Annotated in this window: 23 protein-coding genes and 1 pseudogene; 8 read left to right on the top strand and 16 right to left on the bottom strand. The window is 49.8% G+C overall.

Features of this window, described 5'->3' with window-relative positions:
* Positions 1-32: 32 nt before the first annotated feature.
* Complete coding sequence (gene nth / locus AC5JLP_RS11280) at positions 33-791, bottom strand: endonuclease III (protein ID WP_496068033.1); 759 nt, start codon at positions 789-791, stop codon at positions 33-35.
* Positions 792-1,021: 230 nt separating this feature from the next.
* Positions 1,022-2,107: an RIP metalloprotease RseP gene (rseP, locus tag AC5JLP_RS11275; protein ID WP_496068032.1), complete on the bottom strand. Its 1,086-nt coding sequence runs from the start codon at positions 2,105-2,107 to the stop codon at positions 1,022-1,024.
* A 331-nt stretch (positions 2,108-2,438) separates the two neighbouring features.
* Between rseP and AC5JLP_RS11270 the strand changes: the two genes are divergently transcribed.
* Entirely contained in the window at positions 2,439-3,908 is a 1,470-nt protein-coding gene (locus tag AC5JLP_RS11270) for a serine hydrolase (protein WP_496068031.1), read from the top strand.
* A gap of 425 nt (positions 3,909-4,333) precedes the next feature.
* On the opposite strand, the gene serS is transcribed toward AC5JLP_RS11270, so the two are convergent.
* Positions 4,334-5,614 (bottom strand): serine--tRNA ligase, encoded by a 1,281-nt coding sequence (gene serS / locus AC5JLP_RS11265; protein ID WP_496068030.1) that lies wholly within the window; start codon positions 5,612-5,614, stop codon positions 4,334-4,336.
* A 422-nt stretch (positions 5,615-6,036) separates the two neighbouring features.
* Here serS and AC5JLP_RS11260 point away from each other — a divergent pair, with 422 nt between their 5' ends.
* Complete coding sequence (locus AC5JLP_RS11260) at positions 6,037-6,255, top strand: type II toxin-antitoxin system HicB family antitoxin (RefSeq protein ID WP_496068029.1); 219 nt, start codon at positions 6,037-6,039, stop codon at positions 6,253-6,255.
* 21 nt (positions 6,256-6,276) lie between these two features.
* Here AC5JLP_RS11260 and AC5JLP_RS11255 read toward each other — a convergent pair whose 3' ends face one another.
* The gene (locus AC5JLP_RS11255) at positions 6,277-6,426 is read right to left on the bottom strand and encodes a hypothetical protein (protein ID WP_496068028.1); all 150 of its coding nucleotides are present in this window, start codon (positions 6,424-6,426) and stop codon (positions 6,277-6,279) included.
* Positions 6,395-9,226, bottom strand: a complete 2,832-nt coding sequence (locus AC5JLP_RS11250; RefSeq protein WP_496068027.1) for a COR domain-containing protein — start codon at positions 9,224-9,226, stop codon at positions 6,395-6,397. The genes AC5JLP_RS11255 and AC5JLP_RS11250 overlap by 32 nt, the downstream gene beginning before the upstream one ends.
* A gap of 189 nt (positions 9,227-9,415) precedes the next feature.
* Here AC5JLP_RS11250 and AC5JLP_RS11245 point away from each other — a divergent pair, with 189 nt between their 5' ends.
* Complete coding sequence (locus tag AC5JLP_RS11245; RefSeq protein ID WP_496068026.1) at positions 9,416-9,892, top strand: hypothetical protein; 477 nt, start codon at positions 9,416-9,418, stop codon at positions 9,890-9,892.
* Positions 9,893-10,201: 309 nt separating this feature from the next.
* Here the strand turns inward: AC5JLP_RS11245 and AC5JLP_RS11240 are convergent, their stop codons facing one another.
* Complete coding sequence (locus AC5JLP_RS11240) at positions 10,202-11,152, bottom strand: branched-chain amino acid ABC transporter permease (RefSeq protein ID WP_496068025.1); 951 nt, start codon at positions 11,150-11,152, stop codon at positions 10,202-10,204.
* 80 nt (positions 11,153-11,232) lie between these two features.
* Positions 11,233-11,337: pseudogene (locus tag AC5JLP_RS11235) on the bottom strand (transposase); the annotation flags it as partial.
* A 631-nt stretch (positions 11,338-11,968) separates the two neighbouring features.
* Here AC5JLP_RS11235 and def point away from each other — a divergent pair.
* The 3 genes from def to AC5JLP_RS11220 all read left to right on the top strand — a co-directional run bounded on the left by def (position 11,969) and on the right by AC5JLP_RS11220 (position 13,047).
* Entirely contained in the window at positions 11,969-12,586 is a 618-nt protein-coding gene (gene def, locus AC5JLP_RS11230) for a peptide deformylase (protein ID WP_496068024.1), read from the top strand.
* A 20-nt stretch (positions 12,587-12,606) separates the two neighbouring features.
* Complete coding sequence (locus AC5JLP_RS11225) at positions 12,607-12,798, top strand: hypothetical protein (protein WP_496068023.1); 192 nt, start codon at positions 12,607-12,609, stop codon at positions 12,796-12,798.
* A gap of 78 nt (positions 12,799-12,876) precedes the next feature.
* Complete coding sequence (locus AC5JLP_RS11220; RefSeq protein WP_496068022.1) at positions 12,877-13,047, top strand: hypothetical protein; 171 nt, start codon at positions 12,877-12,879, stop codon at positions 13,045-13,047.
* A gap of 4 nt (positions 13,048-13,051) precedes the next feature.
* Here the strand turns inward: AC5JLP_RS11220 and AC5JLP_RS11215 are convergent, their stop codons facing one another.
* The 8 genes from AC5JLP_RS11215 to AC5JLP_RS11180 all read right to left on the bottom strand — a co-directional run bounded on the left by AC5JLP_RS11215 (position 13,052) and on the right by AC5JLP_RS11180 (position 17,767).
* Positions 13,052-13,423: a TSUP family transporter gene (locus tag AC5JLP_RS11215; protein ID WP_496068021.1), complete on the bottom strand. Its 372-nt coding sequence runs from the start codon at positions 13,421-13,423 to the stop codon at positions 13,052-13,054.
* 193 nt (positions 13,424-13,616) lie between these two features.
* Positions 13,617-14,006: a type II toxin-antitoxin system VapC family toxin gene (locus AC5JLP_RS11210; RefSeq protein ID WP_496068020.1), complete on the bottom strand. Its 390-nt coding sequence runs from the start codon at positions 14,004-14,006 to the stop codon at positions 13,617-13,619.
* Positions 13,996-14,205, bottom strand: a complete 210-nt coding sequence (locus AC5JLP_RS11205) for a hypothetical protein (RefSeq protein ID WP_496068019.1) — start codon at positions 14,203-14,205, stop codon at positions 13,996-13,998. Before AC5JLP_RS11205 ends, AC5JLP_RS11210 begins: the two co-directional genes overlap by 11 nt.
* Before the next feature lie 243 nt (positions 14,206-14,448).
* Entirely contained in the window at positions 14,449-14,655 is a 207-nt protein-coding gene (locus tag AC5JLP_RS11200) for a hypothetical protein (RefSeq protein WP_496068018.1), read from the bottom strand.
* A gap of 135 nt (positions 14,656-14,790) precedes the next feature.
* Positions 14,791-15,249: a hypothetical protein gene (locus tag AC5JLP_RS11195; RefSeq protein ID WP_496068017.1), complete on the bottom strand. Its 459-nt coding sequence runs from the start codon at positions 15,247-15,249 to the stop codon at positions 14,791-14,793.
* Positions 15,250-15,300: 51 nt separating this feature from the next.
* Positions 15,301-15,543, bottom strand: a complete 243-nt coding sequence (locus AC5JLP_RS11190) for a hypothetical protein (protein WP_496068016.1) — start codon at positions 15,541-15,543, stop codon at positions 15,301-15,303.
* A complete protein-coding gene (locus AC5JLP_RS11185) occupies positions 15,527-15,802 on the bottom strand; it encodes a BrnT family toxin (RefSeq protein ID WP_496068015.1) in 276 nt (91 codons plus the stop codon). The genes AC5JLP_RS11190 and AC5JLP_RS11185 overlap by 17 nt, the downstream gene beginning before the upstream one ends.
* Before the next feature lie 45 nt (positions 15,803-15,847).
* Positions 15,848-17,767: an ABC transporter ATP-binding protein gene (locus tag AC5JLP_RS11180; protein ID WP_496068014.1), complete on the bottom strand. Its 1,920-nt coding sequence runs from the start codon at positions 17,765-17,767 to the stop codon at positions 15,848-15,850.
* 297 nt (positions 17,768-18,064) lie between these two features.
* On the opposite strand from AC5JLP_RS11180, the gene AC5JLP_RS11175 reads away from it, so the two are divergent.
* Positions 18,065-18,718, top strand: coding sequence for a Uma2 family endonuclease (locus AC5JLP_RS11175; RefSeq protein ID WP_496068013.1), 654 nt, complete (start codon positions 18,065-18,067; stop codon positions 18,716-18,718).
* Here AC5JLP_RS11175 and AC5JLP_RS11170 read toward each other — a convergent pair.
* Entirely contained in the window at positions 18,713-19,666 is a 954-nt protein-coding gene (locus tag AC5JLP_RS11170) for an asparaginase (RefSeq protein ID WP_496068012.1), read from the bottom strand. The genes AC5JLP_RS11175 and AC5JLP_RS11170 overlap by 6 nt on opposite strands.
* A gap of 288 nt (positions 19,667-19,954) precedes the next feature.
* On the opposite strand from AC5JLP_RS11170, the gene AC5JLP_RS11165 reads away from it, so the two are divergent.
* Positions 19,955-20,119: a transposase gene (locus tag AC5JLP_RS11165; RefSeq protein WP_496068011.1), complete on the top strand. Its 165-nt coding sequence runs from the start codon at positions 19,955-19,957 to the stop codon at positions 20,117-20,119.
* The last annotated feature ends 50 nt before the right edge of the window (positions 20,120-20,169 follow it).

Below are 20,169 nucleotides of genomic sequence, written 5' to 3'. Positions count from 1 at the left end.
ACACAGCTTACTATGTTACCAAATCCAACGAGCTATTTGCCAACTAAATTTGAAGTCGTCAAGGGATCGATCGCAGGCGTGGGATGTTCAGGGGTAATGGCTAAATCATCCGGTTCTGGCGTTGCCAACGGTTTCTCTGAGAGGGTAGCAGAAGGGCAGAGGTCGGCAAGGTCACAGCGATCGCACTGGGGCTTTCGTGCCATGCAAACCGCGCGTCCGTGATAGATCACCCGAATTGACCAGTTTTCCCAATCGGGCTGGGGCAACAGCTTCATCAAATCGCGCTCAATGCGGATTGGATCGGTATGTTTCGTCAAGCCCAGTCGATAGCTCAAACGCTTGACGTGCGTATCCACCGTCACGCCCATATTGATGCCAAAGGCATTTGCTAGCACCACGTTAGCCGTCTTCCGCGCGACTCCTGGCAGCTTCAGCAACTCTTCCATCACCTGGGACACGTTGCCGCCATACTCCGTCATGATCATGCGGCAGGCTGCCTGAATATTTTTCGCCTTGTTGCGGTAGAAGCCAGTGGATTTGACCAGTGCCTCAATCTCTGACAAGTCTGCACCTGCCATCGCCGCAGCATCGGGAAACCGCTGGAAGAGTGCGGGCGTGACCATATTGACCCGCACATCAGTACATTGAGCAGACAGAATGGTCGCCACCAAAAGCTGCATCGGGGTTTCGTAGTCCAGCGAACAGGTTGCGTCTGGGTAGAGGTGCTTGAGTCGCAATAGGAGTTCGATCGCCCGCTTTTGCGTTGCTGGCAATTTACGTGCTGCACACATGGGGAAAGGCTAAAGGATGAAGGATAAGAGGGGAGGAATGAGGGATGAGAGGGGAGGGATGAAACTGAAGGGATGAGGGATGAAAAAGTAAGTGATGGCAAGCAGAGAACGGGGTGAGAAAGGATGAAAGAGACAGGCAGTAGAACAAGGATCATAAAGTAAAGCTGATAGCTGAGCGCTGACCGCTAAGTTCATTCAAAATTTCATCCCTCATCCCTCATCTTTAACCTCTACCGGAACAACTTCTGCACCGACTCCAACTGGCTGGTATCGCGCACGATGAGAAAAATGCCCAATCCCAAAAGCAGCATTAAGCCCGTCTGCATCACGCCGTCTTGAATTTTGGAGGGGAGGGGTTTGCCACGTAAACCTTCCACGAGCAGGAAGGCGAGATGACCACCATCCAACGCAGGTAGCGGCAGGATGTTGATGATTGCCAGGTTAATGCTGATGAGTGCGCCAAAGGTAAAGAGATTGAAGGCATCCGATCGCGCGAGTTTGGCTCCTTCATCCACAATCCGCACAGGCCCCGAAATTTGATCGGCAACTTGACCAAAGTTAGTGATGAGTTGACCGAATCCTTGAACCGTTAGAACAGTAATGCGCTGGAACTCGCTGGCTGCGATCGTCAAAATCTCGATTGGGTTGCCCACACGACGACGTTCGATCTTCACGTTGGGCGAAAGCTGCACGCCGATCTTGGCATTGGCATCGGGAGTAACCACAAGCGGATTAGGCAGCACCTTGCCGTCGCGCTGAATGGTGAGCGCGATCGGTTGATTGGGCCGATTCTGGATCGTTGTCATCAGCGTTTTGATGGCATCTTTGGAAGCTCCTAGCTCTTTGCCATCGGCGGCTAGAACAATGTCTCCCGGCTTCACGCCTGCCTTCGCGGCTGCCGAACTAACCTCCGTCTTTACGTCTGGCACCAAAACTCCAGGCTGAAAATTCACGTCCTGGGTGCCTGCGATGCCGATCTGCGTGACGAGCAAGAAGTAGGCAAACACCAGATTGGCAATGACTCCCGCACTGATGACGATCGCCCGATCCAGGACGGGACGATTCTTCAATAAGTTTGGGTCGTTTGGCGGAATGGTGCTGTCTGGATCATCATCAGGAAACCCGACAAAGCCACCGAGGGGAAACGCACGCAGGGCATACTCGGTCTGCGACCCCTGGTACTTCCACAAAATCGGCCCAAACCCAATGGAGAAGCGGTTGGCATAAATGCCCTGGGCACGAGCAGCCGTAAAGTGCCCCAGTTCGTGAACCACAATGAGGATTGCCAAAACGGCGATCGCAGCCAAAACTGACATACCAAAGTCCCATAAAACGGCGGTTTGCAGTTACAGCAAGAGCAAGGCACCTGTGCAACATGCGTAATCCCTATTCTAGAAGCTACCACTCAGTAAATGGTGTTTGGCACAAAATCCCTGCCGTGATTGCTGCTAGCGTTTTGAAACAGGTAATGATGCAACATGCTTGAGCGCTACTCAGTCCTCAGTCCTCAGTAATCTTTCAACCGACGTTGCAGAACTTTTGATGCGCTGTACTAGTCCTTAAGGTGTAGACGCAAAATAGTTGCACCAGAAGCCAAGACTTGCGGTATACCAGTATCCAGATCCTGTCAACTAACCCCAAGCTCCCGTGCCCCTCTTACTTAAAAACAAACCGGAGTCGTTTCAGCAGCAGAATGCCCAGCTTAAGGCAAAACTTGCCAGAGCCGATCGCATCATTGGCAGATTGGAGGCTGAAACGGCCTCTCTCCGCGCTCAAGTGGCACACTTGAAACGGCACTTAGCAGGGCCACCCACAACGGCTCAGCGATCGCATGGGGAACCCCGATCATTTGCAATTGGTTCAACCGTTGAGCGACCGAGCGTAGATAGCAGCAAGACAGGCCTCAAACGCGCTCAATCCCCGCAGGCGAGGCGATCGCGTGGCAAAGCAGCCTCACGACGATTACCACCACGTCTGCTGCGCTTAACGCGGATTGCCCTTTTGGCAAGTGCCATGCTTGGTTTGGCTGGGGCAGGTTTTTGGGGTGTGCAACGGTTACGTCCGCAGCCTGAGGTTTCTCAAACGCCATCCTCTTCACCTAATCTGCAACCTTCATCGGCAGCGGCAGTCATTCATCCCCCTTCGACCGAGCAAAAGCAGACGTTTGAGACGTTAGCTTACAATGTTCAGCCCGAGGCCCCTATGCCGCGCAGTGAGGAGCTACAGGCGATCGTGGATGGTGCTGTAGCGCTGGCAGCAAGTAAATCCCTGGATACGCAGCCACTATCTATCACGCTGATCGATCTTAAGGGCAACACGATCGCAGGCTATCAGCAAGACACACCCCGTTATCCTGCCAGTGTGGTGAAGCTCTTTTGGCTCGCTGTTTGCGAAGCGCAGCTAGACCAAGGCATTTTGCAGCCCGATGCTAATCTGAATGCCGATTTAATCGCGATGATCGTTCATTCTGATAACGATGCAGCCAGCCGCATTTTCGATCGCATTACCCAAACAACTTCTGGCAATTCACTTGGCGGTACAGAGTACGAGACCTGGCTCAAAAACCGTTTGCGGATCAACCAGTTCTTTCGCGCAGCAGGCTACGAAGGACTCAGCATCAGCCAGAAAAACTACCCCATCTACTCACTCAAGCTCGATGGTCCCAACGGACGCGAACTCCAGATGCTCGACGAGCAGCAACAGCCCATTCGGAGCCTGGTCACCAGCGATCAGGCCGCACGGCTGATGAGCGAAATCTATGCGGGCAAAGCCGTATCCGCCAGCCGCAGCCAGGAAATGATGGGCTTGCTCACGCGAGACCTGAATCCAGAATCGTGGAAGAAGCAGGCAGATAATGCGATCGCGGGCTTTTTGGGCGAACCCCTCCCTGCTGATGTGCGCTTTGCCTCCAAAGTGGGCATGACCACCAAAGTCCGCCACGAAGTCGCCTTCATCGAATCAAAAGACGGCAGCGTGGCTTACATCCTTGCCGTGTTTGGCACCGATCCCACCTACAGCCAGAACTCCGAGATTCTGCCTGCTATTTCTAAAGCGGTCTATACCCAGATGGTCGAGCGTAGTGCTCATGCAAACGTGACGAAGGGAACGGATGGGTGAGGGATGAAGCTTTGAGTTCGGGAAGCAGGCTTTAACTTTGGAGTGTCTAGTTTGGCGATCGAGGTGTCGAGCTTAGAGCTTGAAAGATGGGGTGCAGAGGTTGAACAGTCAAGTTCGGAGGGCGAAAGATGGCGTTCTGAACTCGGAGCGTGAGGCTCTGAACTCGGAAAGTAGAGCTTGGAGCTTGAAAGATGGAGCTTAAAACTCGGAAGACGAAGCTCTGAACTCGAAAGGTCGAGCTTGGAGGTCGAAAGATGGAGCTTGGAACTCGGAAAGTTGAGTCTGGAGGTTGAAAGCGTGAGGACTGAACTCGAAGCATTGAGGTTTGAACTCGGAGAGCCAAGTTGAACGGTTGAACGGTCAAGCTTACACGTCAAAGAGTCGAGTTGAGAGGATTACCTTCTGCCTCCTGCCCTCGGCCTTCTCTACAGCACCGATCGCCCCAAAAACGGCTGCAAAACCTCTGGAATGCTAACAGTGCCATCTGGCTGCTGATAGTTCTCTAAAAGGGCTGCCATTGTGCGACCGACGGCTAAACCAGAGCCGTTTAGCGTATGGACAAACTCTGTGCCCTTTTTGCCTGCTTCTTTAAAGCGAATGTTGCCGCGTCGCGCCTGGAAGTCACCAAAGTTGGAGCAGCTTGAGATTTCGCGGTAGGTTCCGGCAGCAGGAAGCCACACTTCCAGGTCGTAGCATTTGGCCGCACCAAAGCCTAAATCGCCTGTGCAAAGTTCAACCACGCGATACGGCAACTTTAGGGCTTGCAGAATAGCCTCTGCGTTTTGTACCAGGGTTTGATGCTCTTGCTCAGAGGTTTCGGGGCGCACAAGTTTGACCAATTCCACTTTGTTGAATTGGTGTAGCCGAATAAGTCCACGCGTATCGCGCCCATAGCTGCCAGCCTCACGACGAAAGCACGGAGTATAGGCACAGTGATGAATGGGAAGATCATCGGCTGTGAGAATTTCGTCCCGGTAAAGGTTGGTAACGGGCACTTCGGCTGTAGGAATTAGCCAGAGGTCATCATCTTTACACTGAAAGCTTTCTTCGGCAAACTTGGGTAACTGCCCGGTGGCCGTCAGCGATTGAGTATTGACCAGAAGCGGTGGCAGCACTTCGAGGTAGCCTGCGGCGGTTTGGCGATCGAGCATAAAGCTAATCAGCGATCGCTCTAGGGCTGCACCTGCACCCAGTAGCGCGACAAACCGGGTTTGAGCCAGTTTCGTTGCCCGTTCGGTGTTAAGAATGCCAAGTTTTTCGGCAATTTCCCAATGAGGCAAGATACCTTCCTGCTGCGGTTTATATTCATCGCCCCAGCGACGCACTTCCACATTTTCGGTTTCGTTTTTGCCGATCGGCGTGGTGTCACCAGGCAAATTTGGAAATGTCAGCAACAGTGCTTCGATCTGCGCTTTCAGGTCTTTTTCCTGGGGTTCCAGATCGCTCAATTTGGCTTTAACCTGGTTGCCTTCGTCCTTGAGCAACTGTAGGGCTGGATCATCCGGCTTTACGCCCGCTTTCATCTGTTGCCCGACCTGTTTGCCGATTTCGTTGCCCCGCGCCTGAAGCTGCGATCGCTCCTGCTCCAGCGATCGGCGTTGTTCGTCTAACTGCAACAGCGGCTGAAGGTCATAGATACCATTGCGAGCGTTGAGTTTCTCGCGCACCAAGTCGGGCTTTTCGCGGATTAGCTTCAGGTCAAGCACAGATCGTTCTCATTCTAAGCGGGTTGCTCATCCCAGGATACACTGCTGGAGCCGACGATCGCCGATCCGCACCATTGCCCTATCCGTAACCTTGCAAATAGTTTTAGCCTAAACCTTTTGCATGCACGATCGCCCCTGCATGATTGGAGCGCAAGATCGATCGTCCCTGCGGATGCTAGACTTCTCTCGCTATTAGAGAAGCGCTAGACTTTAGCAATGCCCAAAAAGATTCGAGAGCTAAAGCAACTGCTGCGACAAGCTGGTTTTAGCGAACGTCCAGGCAAAGGAAGTCATACGAACTGGGTACATTCTTTGTATGCTGGGAAAATCCACGGTTTCTGGTAGGGATGGAGCGGACGCAAAACGTTACCAGGAGAAGGAAGTGCAAGCAGCCATTGAGGCAGTCAAGGAGAGGGAGCAAGATGACTAAACTCAAATATCAAATGGTAATTCAGTGGTCTGACGAAGACGATTGCTTTCTGGTTGGCTTTCCTGATTTTCCTGGGCAGCAGTGGCGGACGCATGGAGATACGTATGAGGCAGCCGTCACCAATGGCATTGAGGCATTAGAATCTTTGACGATTGCCTACGAAGCGGTTGGTGATCCCTTGCCTGAGCCAACAGTCTGTAGTGCGGCTTAGATTACATAAAGCGATCGCGCCTCAACAATCGCCGCCACCAAAATGGAATAGCGATCGCCCTTTCACAGTATGACGATCGCCCTTAACGGCTATTAACGATCGCCCCTGCATGATTGGCTCAAGGGCGATCGTTCCATTGTTAGGAGTTAGCAGCAGCTTGAATTTTCTCACAAATGTCTACCCAGGCTTGATCACGATCGTCATTGTTCAATCTTGCTAAAGGCTGGTTGGGAGGATGAGCAGACTGGTACTTTTCGATCGCGGTAACTTTATAAGCGCTGGCTCTGATAGGTATCCAGATAATTGTTAGCCCTTCATTTTCTGCCGCATCAAGCAGGGGTGGTAGTTCATTCTTGTCAATGAAATCGGATGCGAGAAAGTCAGGGCTGACGAGCAAGACTGCAACTTTGGCAGCGGCGAGTGCAGCGGTAATTTCTTTGCGCCATTCGGCACCGGGCTTGATTTGGGTATCATCCCAGGGTTTGAGCGTTTGATTGCGGATCATGGGCCTGAGGTGAATCTGTAGTGCTTCCAGCCATTGTTGATCTTTATGGCTATAGCTAATGAAAACTTGATCGCGGACAGTGGGTTGTGGCATGGACAGTGGTTTGTTGTCGTCAGAATTTCTGGTAATCACTTCATCAATTAGACTGCGGACTTCAACAGACTTGTAGCTTTGCTCGCATTCAACCTGGTATCGCTTGTTATCGAGGCGACGGTTGAGATCTTCAAGGCGGTAGAAGTGAGGCGTTTGGCTATCTTTGCAGGTGGAGCAATTGCAGGGTACAAGTTCGCTTTTTCTAAGACGATCGCCGTAGGAAGCATGAATTTGCTTCAGTTCGTGCCGGACAATAGCCATTAACTCTTTCTTGCGTTTGCCCGATACCCGCACCCAGATTTCGCCTTTGTGATAGCGATAGTGTTCAATGACTTCTGCTCTTGCCTGGTCTTGTTTGAGCACGACACCGCTGCGCCAAACATAGGACTGGGAATCAATGAGCGAATGGGTCTCCACAATGAAGCGAGTGAGAATCCCTTTGGGCATGAACTCGTATTCATAGCGCAACATCAGGTTGTTGGAGGCATCCCAGGTATAGTCGGGCTGGTTCTCGGTGAGGAGTTGAGGCGCAATGTAGGTGCCGGGAGCGCCAGGAATTTCGTAGCACAGCTTGAAGTTCATCATGAGCTTCAACAACTCTGCTCGCATGTCGGCATACTGGTCTTCGTGCCAGATATGGGCTAAGTCGGTACGGGTAAATCTGCCCAGGTTTTGAACTACCTGGGGATTGTCTAGTACCTTGTAGGCAGCAGCAGTACCCCAAGCTGGTTTGAGAATTACGATTCGTCTTAACAGTTCGTCTGCTTGGAAATGGAGGCAAACGCCTAAATCGTGTAGGTATCCGCAAAGTTGGAGAGCATCCTCTGCTATGAAACTATTTTTACGACAAATTGCGAGATACTCCTTTAAAGAGATGTAGTTGCGACGTTTGCGCTCCAAAGTTTTTCGTACTTTGACCCACGTTTTGGGTAGCTCTGCACCAACATGCGGCAATGTACTAATGTGATGCTGAATTTTGTTGAGAATTTCAGGTATTCCACGATTTGTCTTGAGATTAGTTGCTAGGGTTTCTTTCAAGTTTGTGAACTGACGTAGTTGACGCTCATTGATCTCTCGTTTACGATCCTGCTTCTCATTTTTAATGATCAATAATGGACTATTATCACTCAATAATTCCACTATATTAAGCCAGTAGTAAAAATCAGTATCTTCTTTTCGAGTATCAGCTACTAAGGTATAGAGAGAGCGCTTAGTGAGAAAAAATTGGTGAGTTGCATGGTAGATCTCTTGACCACCAAAGTCCCATATATTAACCCGAAACTCTTTGCCATTCATCAGAAGAAAACACCACTGAATAACTTCGATACCTTCGGTGGAACGTTCATTTTCCTGTAACAAATAATCTGGATGTTCAATTTTCTTAGCTAAAGAAGTCTTTCCAGCACCTGGTTCACCAAGTATGAGCATTTTAGCTTCGTAGAGAAAATCTTTTCCTTCTACCTTCAGTTGCTTAAGATATCTTTTAATCGCTCGAATATCTTTCTTTAAAATTTCTGGTGGAGGTGATTCTAAAGGGTTTTCATTAAAATTCAATGTAGTCAGATTACGCAACTGTCCGATTTCTGGTGGCAGTGCATGCAATTGGTTGTAGCTAATGCTAAGGCTTTGCAGGTTCTGTAGACGCTCGATCTCTGGTGGAAGAATATTCAACAAATTATTGGTAAGATTGAGTGTTACCAAGTTCTTCAACTGCCCAATTTCTGCTGGAAGGAAGCTTATTTGATTATTACTGAGGTCAAGTGACGTGAGATTCTTCAACTGCCCAATTTCTGCTGGAAGGAAGCTTATTTGATTATTACTGAGGTCAAGTGACGTGAGATTCTCTAACTGTCCAATCGTTGATGGCAGCGTATTTAGTAAATTGCGACTAAGATCAAACGTTGCCAGGTTCTTTAACTGTCCAATTTGAAAAGGTAGTTTGTTTAATTGATTGTTATGTAGATCAAGTATAGTGAGACTCTCTAACTGCCCAATAGCTGGTGGTAGAGTGTTTAGTGAGTTACGACTAAGATCAAAAAATATCAAATTTCTCAACTGTCTAATTTCTGACGGCAATTCGTTTAGTAGATTGTTATTAAGGCGAAGCGTAGTTAGATTTTGTAATTCACCAATTTCTGGTATTAGGACATTGAGTAGGTTGACTTGAAGATCAAGTGTAGCTAGATTTCGCAATTGACCGATTTCTGGCGGTAACGCACTCAATTTGTTGCGGTTGATCGACAGCTTAGCTAGATTCTGTAAACAGCCAATCTCCATCGGCAGTGATGTTAGCCTTTTGAAGGAGAGATCAAAATTAGCAACCCCTTGCTCTGCAGTTTGTTTGATTAATTGAAGCAGTTCTTCGTCTGTCATCGCTGGCATCTAGTAGGTTGTTTCATACTGTAGCCGAAGGGAAAGAGATATAGCACGGAAATGCTAGAGGAGTTGATGCCAAGAAGACTAAATCAATGAAAAGATAAGAGAGATGCGCGATCGCCCCCATTCAAGGGAATTCTTCTTCTAGAGCAATGACCCTTACTTAACGACAGGAGTATCGACCCTATGCCGTACCAAAACATTTCTGCGAAGCTCACTGAAACTGATGTGCAGGACATCAAAGATGCCCTTGCCACCATTGAAGCCAAGCTCCCTTTTCTAGTGAACCTCACCGTCGAAGAGCGTCGCAAACTGTTCAAGATGGGCAACAAAAGTCTTGCCTTCGTCAGCAATAGCCTCACCGCTGCTCAGTCTAATCGTGGCATTCTGCCTGCCAGTTTTGATGTGGATGAGTTTGCGAGTGACTATCAGCTTGCGGCGACCCTGAGCGATATCCATTTGGGGTTGCAGCAGTTGACTGAAAAGGTAGACGATACGCTGATCGCTGTCAGCAGTGAGGCAATGAGCAGCAGCCTGACGGTGTATGACTACGTGAAGACGGCAGCAAAAAAGACTCCCGGACTGAAAGTGATCGCAGAGCAGTTGGGTGAACGCTTCAAAGCGATGCGGACAAAAGCGCCAAAGGAAACAACTGCTGCTTGAGGTGTATTAAGTTTCGCTGGTGAGCGATCGCGTTGCAGCCGCAATCAAAACCACGATCGGCTTGAGTCTTCGATACTCACTGACGAGTCTTTACTGCTCTCCGACGAGTCTTTACTACTCGCTAACGAGTGTTGATCGCTCTCCCACGAGTCTTTACTACTCACTCACAAGTGTTGATCACTCTCGGACGAGTCTTTGATACTCACCCACAAGTGTTGACGACTCTCGGACGAGTCTTGGCTTCTCACTGACGAGTCTCGATCGCTCTTCAGCAAGTTTCAGAGACGCAACCTCAATGCTCTGCACATCCTAAACCTTTTGCACGAACGATCGTCCCAGTAAGCCCTGTGGGCGCACCATGAGCATGATGAACAACAGCCCAAAGGCAACGGCATCTTTATAAGCAGAAAATTCTCCTGGCACAAACGCTTCGATGAGTCCAATGACCAGCCCTCCCACCACTGCACCGGGAATGCTGCCCAGCCCACCCAGCACGATCACTGCCAACCCTTTTAACCCAAAGCCAATGCCAAAGTAAGGGCCAGCAATGCTGACGCTGGAGCCAACGAGGGTGCCTGCCAGACTGCCCAGAAAGCCGCTGACAAAGAAGGTCAGGACGATGAAGCGATCGGTATCAATCCCCAACAGGCTCGCAGTAGTCGCGTCTTCTGCCACAGCTCGCATCGCCTTGCCGTACTTAGTGGCATTAATCAGGTACGTGAGAAGCGTCAAAATGACGGCTGAGACGGCAAAGATCACAATCTGCACACTGCGAATGGGAATCGGGTTGTCTGCGGTACCGAAGTTAATCGCAGGCGGTAAGGTGCCATAGGTATCAGCGGGAAAGGTATAGCTTTCGGCACCGACGAGATACTGAATCAGGTTGACAATCACAAATGCCACCCCCAGGCTAGATACCACAGTTAGCAATGGATCGGCTCTTCTCTGTCGCAACGGTCGAAAGGCCAGCCGTTCCACCAGTACGCTGACAAGGCCGGAGAGGATACCACTAAGGACGATCGCTGCCCAAAACGGCATCTTCATCGGCAACATCGCATTAGCTAGCAAGCCATTAAACCCAAACGCGCCGCCGATCAACACGTAGGTGAAATAGGCACCCAGCGTAAAGATGGCCCCATGAGCAAAGTTGATAATCCCCAGGATGGAGAAGACGAGCGTGTAGCCCAGGGCGAAGATGGCGTAGACACTGCCGATCGACAGGCCGTTGAGGATGTTTTGAAGGAAAAGAGTGAAGGACATGGGGAGAAGGGGTTAGGGGTTAGGGTGTGCTTTAAAACCTAAAGCCAAAGAAGTATGGCAGCAAGGGTGAGCATGGCAAGCTAATTCTCGCCTCGTTTCTCATCGCGAGTGGCAATGCGACGAAACTGCTTCAACCAATTGAAGGTGCGTTCAATGCGGTTGCGCTGCTGATAAGCTTGACTGTCAAAGCGCGTGTACCTCGACGCGGTTCATTGCTCATATCGATTTGAATTGAAAATGCGACACATCCTGTAGGGGCAAGGCAATGCCTTGCCCCTACCCACCGATTGATCTGTAGCCGTCATTCTTTAAATCGGTATCAAACGGGGAATGACGGCTCCAATGCCTCGTCGCTGCAAGTAGCGGCGAATCCGTCGCCCTGTATAGGCTTTGTCTTCTGCCACTCGTTGTGGACGCACTCGTCAACTTTGCGTATTGGAGCAGCCGGAGCACCATGTCTCGGTTGGCTTGAGAAGACTGGGGCTTGAGTGCAGAAGCCATCCACAGCGGGTTCTGGTCGGGAGGCCGCTGGTGGTAATGCACGACGGCTGGCTTAGAGGTAGCACTGACTACCCGATGGGGGCTGAGGCGCACTGATCCGATCACGCGCGCGCTCACGATGCACCCAGTTGCGAATCGTTTGGCAACTGGGATGAATCTCTCGGTCTAGCTGAGCCTTGGGGTGTGGTCTTGATTGTAGCGGCTTTGAATTTCTCGGCGCTGCCTAACCGTTAGAGCGGCGTTAACGCGCAATTTTATGGCCTTACGGGAGGCTTGCGCCTCTCCACCTTAACCAATTGAGGGGAACAACCTCTCGTGCCAGTACAGGTAGGGACAGGCGGGGAAAAATTGCTCTACCGCCTGTTGCACGCCTATATTAAAGATGTCTATTTAGCGTGTCCTTATATGCCTGAATTGCTTGAAGTGATTGAGTTAGGGAATCTCATCTTGCGCCAGACGGCGCAGTTCGTAGAGGATGTGCAGTCCGATCGCATTCAAACCCTGATTGACAATTTACTGGTAACGGTTAAAGAGGCAAATGGGGTTGGCATTGCCGCACCGCAAGTGGCCCAGTCCGATCGCCTCTTTATCGTGGCATCGCGTCCTAATTTACGCTATCCCAACGCGCCAACGATGGAGCCGACTGCGATGATTAATCCAAGCATTCTGGCTCACTCTGATGAAACTGTCAAAGGCTGGGAAGGGTGCCTCAGCATTCCGGGCATTCGGGGCCACGTCCCTCGTTACCAGGCGATCGAAGTTGCATACACAGACCGCAACGGCAGACGGCACAAACAAGAACTGACTGACTTTGTAGCGCGTATTTTCCAGCATGAACTCGACCATCTGAATGGCATCGTCTTCGTCGATCGCCTGGAAAGCACCCAGGACATGATCACCGAACGCGAATACCAGCGGATTGTCACAGGCTAGTTCTTCAACGTCTAAAAGCAATGAACAGCTTTTTTGTTGAATTTGCGATCGGGAACGAGGCGCAGTTTAGACAGCTCGAAGCAGTGATTTTAGCCTTATGTGAAGCAAAGCGTACAAATACGTTTCCGCCTGATGATTACTGGCTGGCATTCTTTGACGCAGAAGCACAATCTCATTTCTGGCACCCAACTGAAGCGGAACAGCAGGATTGAGCGCAACGATGGTTTGCGACACCTGTTGAGCAACGATGGAACGATTTAGCGCTTAAAACGCCGTGGGATTTTGGTTCTATGATTGAGGCGTTTGAGAATGGCGAGTACGAGTTACTGGGTCGCCGCCGCCTTTCGCACCAGATAGCACGTTTGGAGTTTAGCTCCTACAGTTCACCTTACGGCGGCACAGGATGTATGCAAGCACTCATAGAAGCGTTTGGGCACCAAGTTACATCCATTTTGGACTGATTTCTTATCGAAAAAAGAGATACCGCGCGCCAATGACGAACAGAAAAATGCCGTAGAGCTTTTTCATTAAAGTGCTGGTGATAAACGGTTGATTGGCAAAGATCGCGCCAAACAAAAAGCCGACAAACAGACCTGCGGCAATGAAAAGGGCATCTCGAATGCTGAGGTTGCCTTCTTTGTAGTACACAACAGCACCGAGAAGACCGATCGGCAGAATTTGAGCCGCGATCGAGGTTCCGGTCGCAAACTTCTGATCCATTCCCAACAGCAGCACCATTGCAGGCACCATAATCGCGCCACCCCCGATGCCAAACATGCCACCAGCAATGCCAGCAGCCAAACCAATGAGCAACAGTTGAACCATCAAGGTAGACATAGAGCTTAATTTCGATCGACGCTGTTAAGTATGCAATGACCCTACTTATAGCAGCACTTTACGACTAATTTCGTCACGGCGTGTACGAAGGCTATTGATTAGGGCAACAAGAGATACGGTGGTCGATCGCCCACTTCAGAGCATGTGTTGGGTTTTGCGATGCTCTAGAAAATTTGGGAGAGGGGCGATCGTGCTACCAGTGCTCCAAAACCAGTCCATCCACATAATCAAAGTCTGTATCATCTGTGACCAGCACCCAGCGATGTTCTAGGCACTGAGCAGCAATCCATACATCGTTCATTGGGATGGGTCGCCCTTTGCGCTTCAACATCAACCGAGTTTGAGCATAAGCGACTGCTGTTTCCTTCCCTAAAGGCACTGCAACACAAGCTTCTAAAAACTCTAGATAGCGTGGCAAATTCTGCAGCGGACGTGTCGAGTTTTCGGCTCCAAACAGCAATTCTCCGACAACGACTATCGGTAGTATTATTTCCGGCAAAGCCAGAACTCTTGCGGCGATAGCTATATCTCCATTCAAGAAACGAACGGCGGCAGACGTATCCAGTGCAATTTCACCACTCATTCACATCGACCTGTCGGCAGTCGGTTGCAATGGTTCGCTGTAGCTCTTCCGCCTCTGCGTCACTCAAAATGCCTGCAAACTTTGCAAGCGGATGATTTTGGCGTACAGCTTTCAGCCGATGTAAAAAATCCAGCACTGGTTGTACTAAATCATCAGGAGCCTGTTCGATTTCTTGAATTAGTTGCTCACGATTTTCCATGTGCCTCTTATCCTCTAGCAACGTCCGTTTGCTTGAACTCGTTATGATTTCATCCTTTGATTTTAGCTGAAGGACAGTCGCTCATTTCAGAGCCTCTGTCGAGTTTCGTGGTGCTTGATTGGATTTTGAAGAGGAGCGATCGTACTAATGTTCCTAGCTAACGATTGTCAATAACTTTTGTCCCTCCAGCAGTGACTTTAAGTAGTTCGCTTTAAAGAATTATTTAGAGCGTGCAGTATACAGCTATTTGTTTGGCGGAAATTTTTGCTGAACCTCTAACCTAAGCTTTTCGCAAGAAGAAGGCTTTTCAAACACATACATTTTATTCTTGTTTCTTTGATCAACTCCTTCTAGTTCTTTTACAAGAGAGAAGTAAGCTTCAAAATCTTCCGCAACATAAGCATACAAACAGCCTAATTCTGTAATCATAAAATCTAAATCATAAAGCATCAGGCTTCTCAGGCCTCGATTCAGGCTTTGATTCCTACTATTAAGATCAATGGCAACCAAGCAAGTTGATAAAAGGCTTCCATAATTTTTATTGGATGATCCGTATGTATTTCTAATGAAACGATTTCTGTCCTTTCAGTAGGACGTAGAGAAGGTCTTCAGCTCTTCAATAGGTGCCGAGTTAAGAGCAGATGAAAGAGCGCTGAATTCTTCTTTTCTTATTTTGTTTGTGATGAAGCAGGAAAATATTTTTGCAAACAAATTAGATTTATACAGGTCATCAAATTTGTCAATTTTTAGGAAGATAGTATTATAGAGCTTATCTCTTTTTTCCTTATCTTTTTTAAGTTCTTCAGTAAAAGCGACTCTCTGATTCTCTGTTGTTTTCTCATTAATTGTTTTGATGAATTCCCCAACTTTATGCAAGAAAATCACATCTGGGATTGAGCTTAAAGTTTTGCCAAGCTTATAAATTAAGCCTGCAACTGGTATATCTCTAAGAAGCTCACTTTCAGTCAACAGGTCAATTGCAATATCTGCTCCATCGACACTTAATTCTAAAAAGTCTTGTTCTAATTTATCCTTATTTTTCATTAGGGTTACTGCCCTCAAGCAGCAAGAGACAATGAAATAGATAGACTTTCTTCATTCCACTCCAACCGGATTATTGGCTGTCTGCCGTTGGGCAATTTGCATTAGCAACCGCAATGCTTCGTTTACAGCGTCCTCAGTTGGAAACGCTTGAGCAACATCATGATCGAGAAGCACCAGGTTTGTACCTGCCCGGTAACGCTCAACGTACTTGCCTCTGACTCCGCCTTCCATCTGAGAAAAGTCATATTCAGGACGCAATTCATCGTCCATTTCGGCATTAATTTCTCCGTTCATAAAACCTTCTCTCCTGACGATTGGCTTTGCGAGCGCTAGTGATTCGTACTTTTTCGCCTCGATCGGTATGGGCAACGATTAGAAGCTGTCCGAACCTTGATACACCGATGATAACGTAGCGATTCTCTCCCACTGAATGATCTGGATCGGGAAAGGTGACAGATAACGAATCGTTGAATACCGTAGATGCTTCTTCAAATTTAACCCCATGCTTTTTAGCGTTTGATTCTGCTTTATATGGGTTCCACTCGAATTTCATAGGAAAGCACTGATTACATCAAATGCCTTGAGTGCGAAGGATTACTTATCCGACTGAGAGACCACGATCGGCTTGACGATCGCGAATTCTCTCCAAACTGCTGACAGGAATGGCTGAAATGAGTTGGCGCGTGTATGCTGTTTGCGGTGCGCGGTAGATGCTTTCGGAGGGACCGATTTCTTCGATCGCGCCTTTGTTCATCACCATAATGCGATCGCTCATGAACTTCACGACGCTCAGATCGTGGGAGATGAAGATGTAGGTGAGGTTAAATTCGCTTTGGAGTTCTTTGAGCAGGTTGAGGACTTGCGCTTGCACCGAGACATCCAGTGCTGAAACGGATTCGTCGCAGATGATAAATTTGGGGTTGAGGGCGAGCGATCGGGCAATGCAGATCCGCTGGCGTTGTCCGCCGGAAAACTCGTGAGGATAGCGGTTCATGGCATCGGCACTCAAGCCCACTCGTTCTAATAAGTAGACGGCGCGTTGCCGCTGTTCCTGCCGTTCTCTGGGCTTGGCGTGGATTTGCATGGGTTCCATCACGGCTTTGCCCACCGTCATGCGCGAATCCAGCGAGCCAAAGGGATTTTGGAAAATGATTTGCATCTCGCGCCGCAACCGTCGCATCTCGTTGGGTAAGAGCGTGGTGACTTCTTGATTTTCGAAGCGTACAGAACCACTGGCGGGTTTGATCAGTTGCAAAATGGTGCGTGCCAACGTGGATTTGCCACAGCCAGACTCGCCTACCAGTCCCAGCGTTTCACCCGGATAGACCTCGAACGATACATCGTTGACTGCCATAAAGTAGCGTTTGGTTTGTCCAAACATGCCGCGAACGGGAAAGGTGACACGCAGGTTTTGCACGGAGAGTAAGGGCGCTGCCTGATGCAGGGTTGCCAAGCGCTGCTCCAGTTCTTCTGGGCTGACTTCGCGGGCAAGTTCGAGGGTACGATCAACATTGGTTTCGCGTTCTTCAATCAGCAGTTCGCCCGATGGAGAGGTGCTGACCTGCATAAAGTCCGATACGGTGGGCAGTAGATGCAGGCGACGATCGGGTCGGGGTCGGCAGGTCAACAGCCCTTTGGTATAGGGATGTTGGGGATTGGCGTAAATGTCCAGCACGGGACCTGCTTCGACAATTTTGCCTTGATACATGACGGCAACGGTGTCGGCAATTTCAGCAATCAAGCCCAAGTCATGGGTGATGAACATCATGGACATGCCCCGGCGATCGCGCAAGTCTCGCAGGAGATCCAGAATGGTTGCTTGAACGGTGACATCTAGCGCTGTTGTCGGTTCGTCTGCTATCAAGAGAGCAGGGTCACAGGCGATCGCCATTGCAATCATCACACGTTGCATCTGTCCGCCGGACAATTCATGCGGATACCGATTGAGAAAGGCTATCTTCTGCCGAAACACCTGGTGTTCTAGCTCTGAAGCGGGTGGCAACGGGCCATCAGGACTGCTGCGTTGAAGATCCTCTAGATAGCGTCGTTTGATCGTCTCATCATCTGGCAGTAAGCGCACTTCTTGAAGACGAGCGATCGCCTCTCGTCCCGCTTCTTTTTGCGTCACTCGCTTGTGCAGACGGATCGCTTCTACCAACTGAAAGCCGATCGTATAAACCGGATTGAGCGAACTCATCGGCTCCTGAAAGATCATCGAAATCTCGCCGCCCCGATAGTCTTCAAGCTGACGTTTGGGAATTTTTGTGAGGTCGATCGCCTGTGCTCCCTTTTCAGCCCCCCAAAAGAGAATTTCGCCATTCGTCACCTTGCCCGGAGACGGCACCAACCCCATCACTGCTAGCGATGTCACCGATTTGCCTGAACCCGATTCGCCCACAATGCCCAGCGTTTGCCCCCGTTTCACTTCAAACGAGATGCCATCCACTGCTTTGATCAGCCGCCCATCCGGTTGAAACTGAACTTCAAGGTTGTTGACTTGCAGGACTGTGTCGTTCATGGGATACCGGGAGAGCTTTTCTGAATCTTATGTACTGAATCTTAACAGCCTCCCTGGTTGGATCGTGTCTCAGCTCACATTGTTTCGATGCGATCGGTAGAGGGTAAAAGGGGGAGTGGGGGTTAGGGTAAAAGTAAAAGCTAATCGCTGACCGCTGAAAGCTGATTGCTAAACCAGAATCATCTTCACAAATCAAATAGGTTCGTTATAGACAAACAGACAGTTACTTCTGATTGATCACTGAGCAACCAGCGTTGGAAGCCGCTATTGTTGAGACAGTCGCGATCGCACACGATTATGGTTCAACTCCAGCCTAAATTGCTCACTGATACTTGGGTTACGGCCACCTGGGATGAGTACCTGCGGCTCATTGACGATCCTGCTTACGCCAAAGCAAAAGGGTACTACTTCAATGGACGAATGAGGATTGAAACAATGGGAGTAGGGCCGGATCACGCTAGCGATAACAGCATCGTTCATATCGCCATTACGCTGTTCTGCGCTCTCAAAGGCGTTCCAATTAAAGGATTCATTAACTGTAGCTATCGCAAAACGGAGGTTCGTGAAGCGCAGCCAGATGTGTCCTACTACGTGGGCGATCGCACCACACTTGCCCCCCAAGGAAGCAGCATTACAAACCTGGATGACACGCCTGCTCCTGATTTGGCGATCGAAGTAGCGGATTCATCGCTGGATGCGGATTTGGGCAAAAAACGGTTGCTTTACGAAGACATGGCGATCGCTGAATACTGGGTGGTGGACGTTGAAAAGGCGCAAATTATAGCGTTTCAGATTGCGAACAACAATGGCAGCAGACGCATTGACCACTCTCAGGTTTTGCCGGGACTCGACCTAGCCGTCTTGTGTGAAGCGATGACTATGCGAAGAGAGCAAGACGATAGCCAGGTCGTTGCCTGGTTGCTATCCGCCTTTCAAGCACAAGGCTCATAGCATGGACAGTTCACCTGCAACTTCGAGCCGCGTGACATTGCTCATCGTCATAAAGCTTTCTGACAGCGTTTCAGACACTGAGGGGCTAATCCAACCCATTTGTTTGAGAAGGTGAATCGCGACAGCATATTTGGCCCGTTTTGCCCCATCCATCACTTTGATGGCTAAGCCCATCCCTTCACCCAGTCGCCCAACGCACTGAATGCCTTCTGCACCTGCTTTGCTGACCAACTCACCTTCCGTTAAGCGCATCAGTTCAGTATCAAACTCGCCCTCACCCGCCACCATCGTGGGATGATGGGTCATCGCCCGGACGATCCGTTCCATATCTAAACTGTCGCCAGAGGCTAGACGGGCATAGAGTGACGCAATTTGCCCTAGCTGCATAAAATATGTGGGCGCACCGCAGTCATCCCGCGCGCTAATGAACTCTTCGGCAGGCATGCGAAGCAGTTCGGCAACCTTTTGCAAAATCAATTGCTGCACAGGATGGCTACGTTGGAGGTAGCTGCTGAGGGGGAAATTACGTTGCTGGCAGACAGCAAGCATCCCCGCATGTTTGCCAGAGCAGTTGTATTCCAACCGACTCCGCCTACCGAATGGCACCGGACATTGAAGCACTGTAGGGTCAACATCTGCCCGCCAAAGAATGTTGAATGCCTGACGCACCTGCTCGATCGTGCCTCGATGGGAGCTACAGATAATCGCTAGATCGCGATCGCTCAAGCCATAGCGCTCTAACGTCCCTGTCGTTGTCACGGCCAGGGCTTGAAACGGCTTCAATGCAGAACGCACGAACGTTGCCGTCTCTGCACTGCCAGCCACCAACAAATTACGCCCACGGGTATCGCAAATAACCGCCTGGACATAATGTTTGGATTCGATAATACCTTCGCGCAGTAACCGGACTTCCAGTTCTGCGGCTTGTGTGCGTCTTCCCCTTGTCATGCGTAAGACTCTAGCATTGGAAGGGGACGAGGGGAGGAAAAGTTTTGAGATTTTGAGAAAGGAGGAAGGGGGAGGCAGCAGGGGAAGCAGGGGGAGAGGGGGAGGCAGGTGAGAGTTTTGAGTTAAGACAGCTATCAGCAATCAGCTTCTTAGCCTTTAGCCTTTAGCCTTTTCCCTACTCCCCACTCTCACTTTTACCTTTTGCCTGGCTCAATAGGTGTTACGGGGAGGTGAAGCGAGAGGCACAGATTGGTATCCTATCAGCAGGGAAACGACTCATCTACGCTCATGCTCAACTTGAACTTAACCCATCTGATAGACGATGCTAAATGCTACGAAACAGTGCGCCAGATGCGCTGGAGAGCGGGTGTTTACTGCCCCAAGTGTACCAGCCCTAGTGTAATCAAGCGGGGCAAGGATGAAACTCAACGTGAGCGTCAACGGTATCAATAGAGCTGTCGGGAAATAAGAACGAAGTTAGCCAACATGACCTTTCAAGTTCT

The sequence above is a fragment of the Stenomitos rutilans genome (genome assembly GCF_059505485.1).
This window is presented reverse-complemented; position numbering and strand designations above follow the sequence as displayed.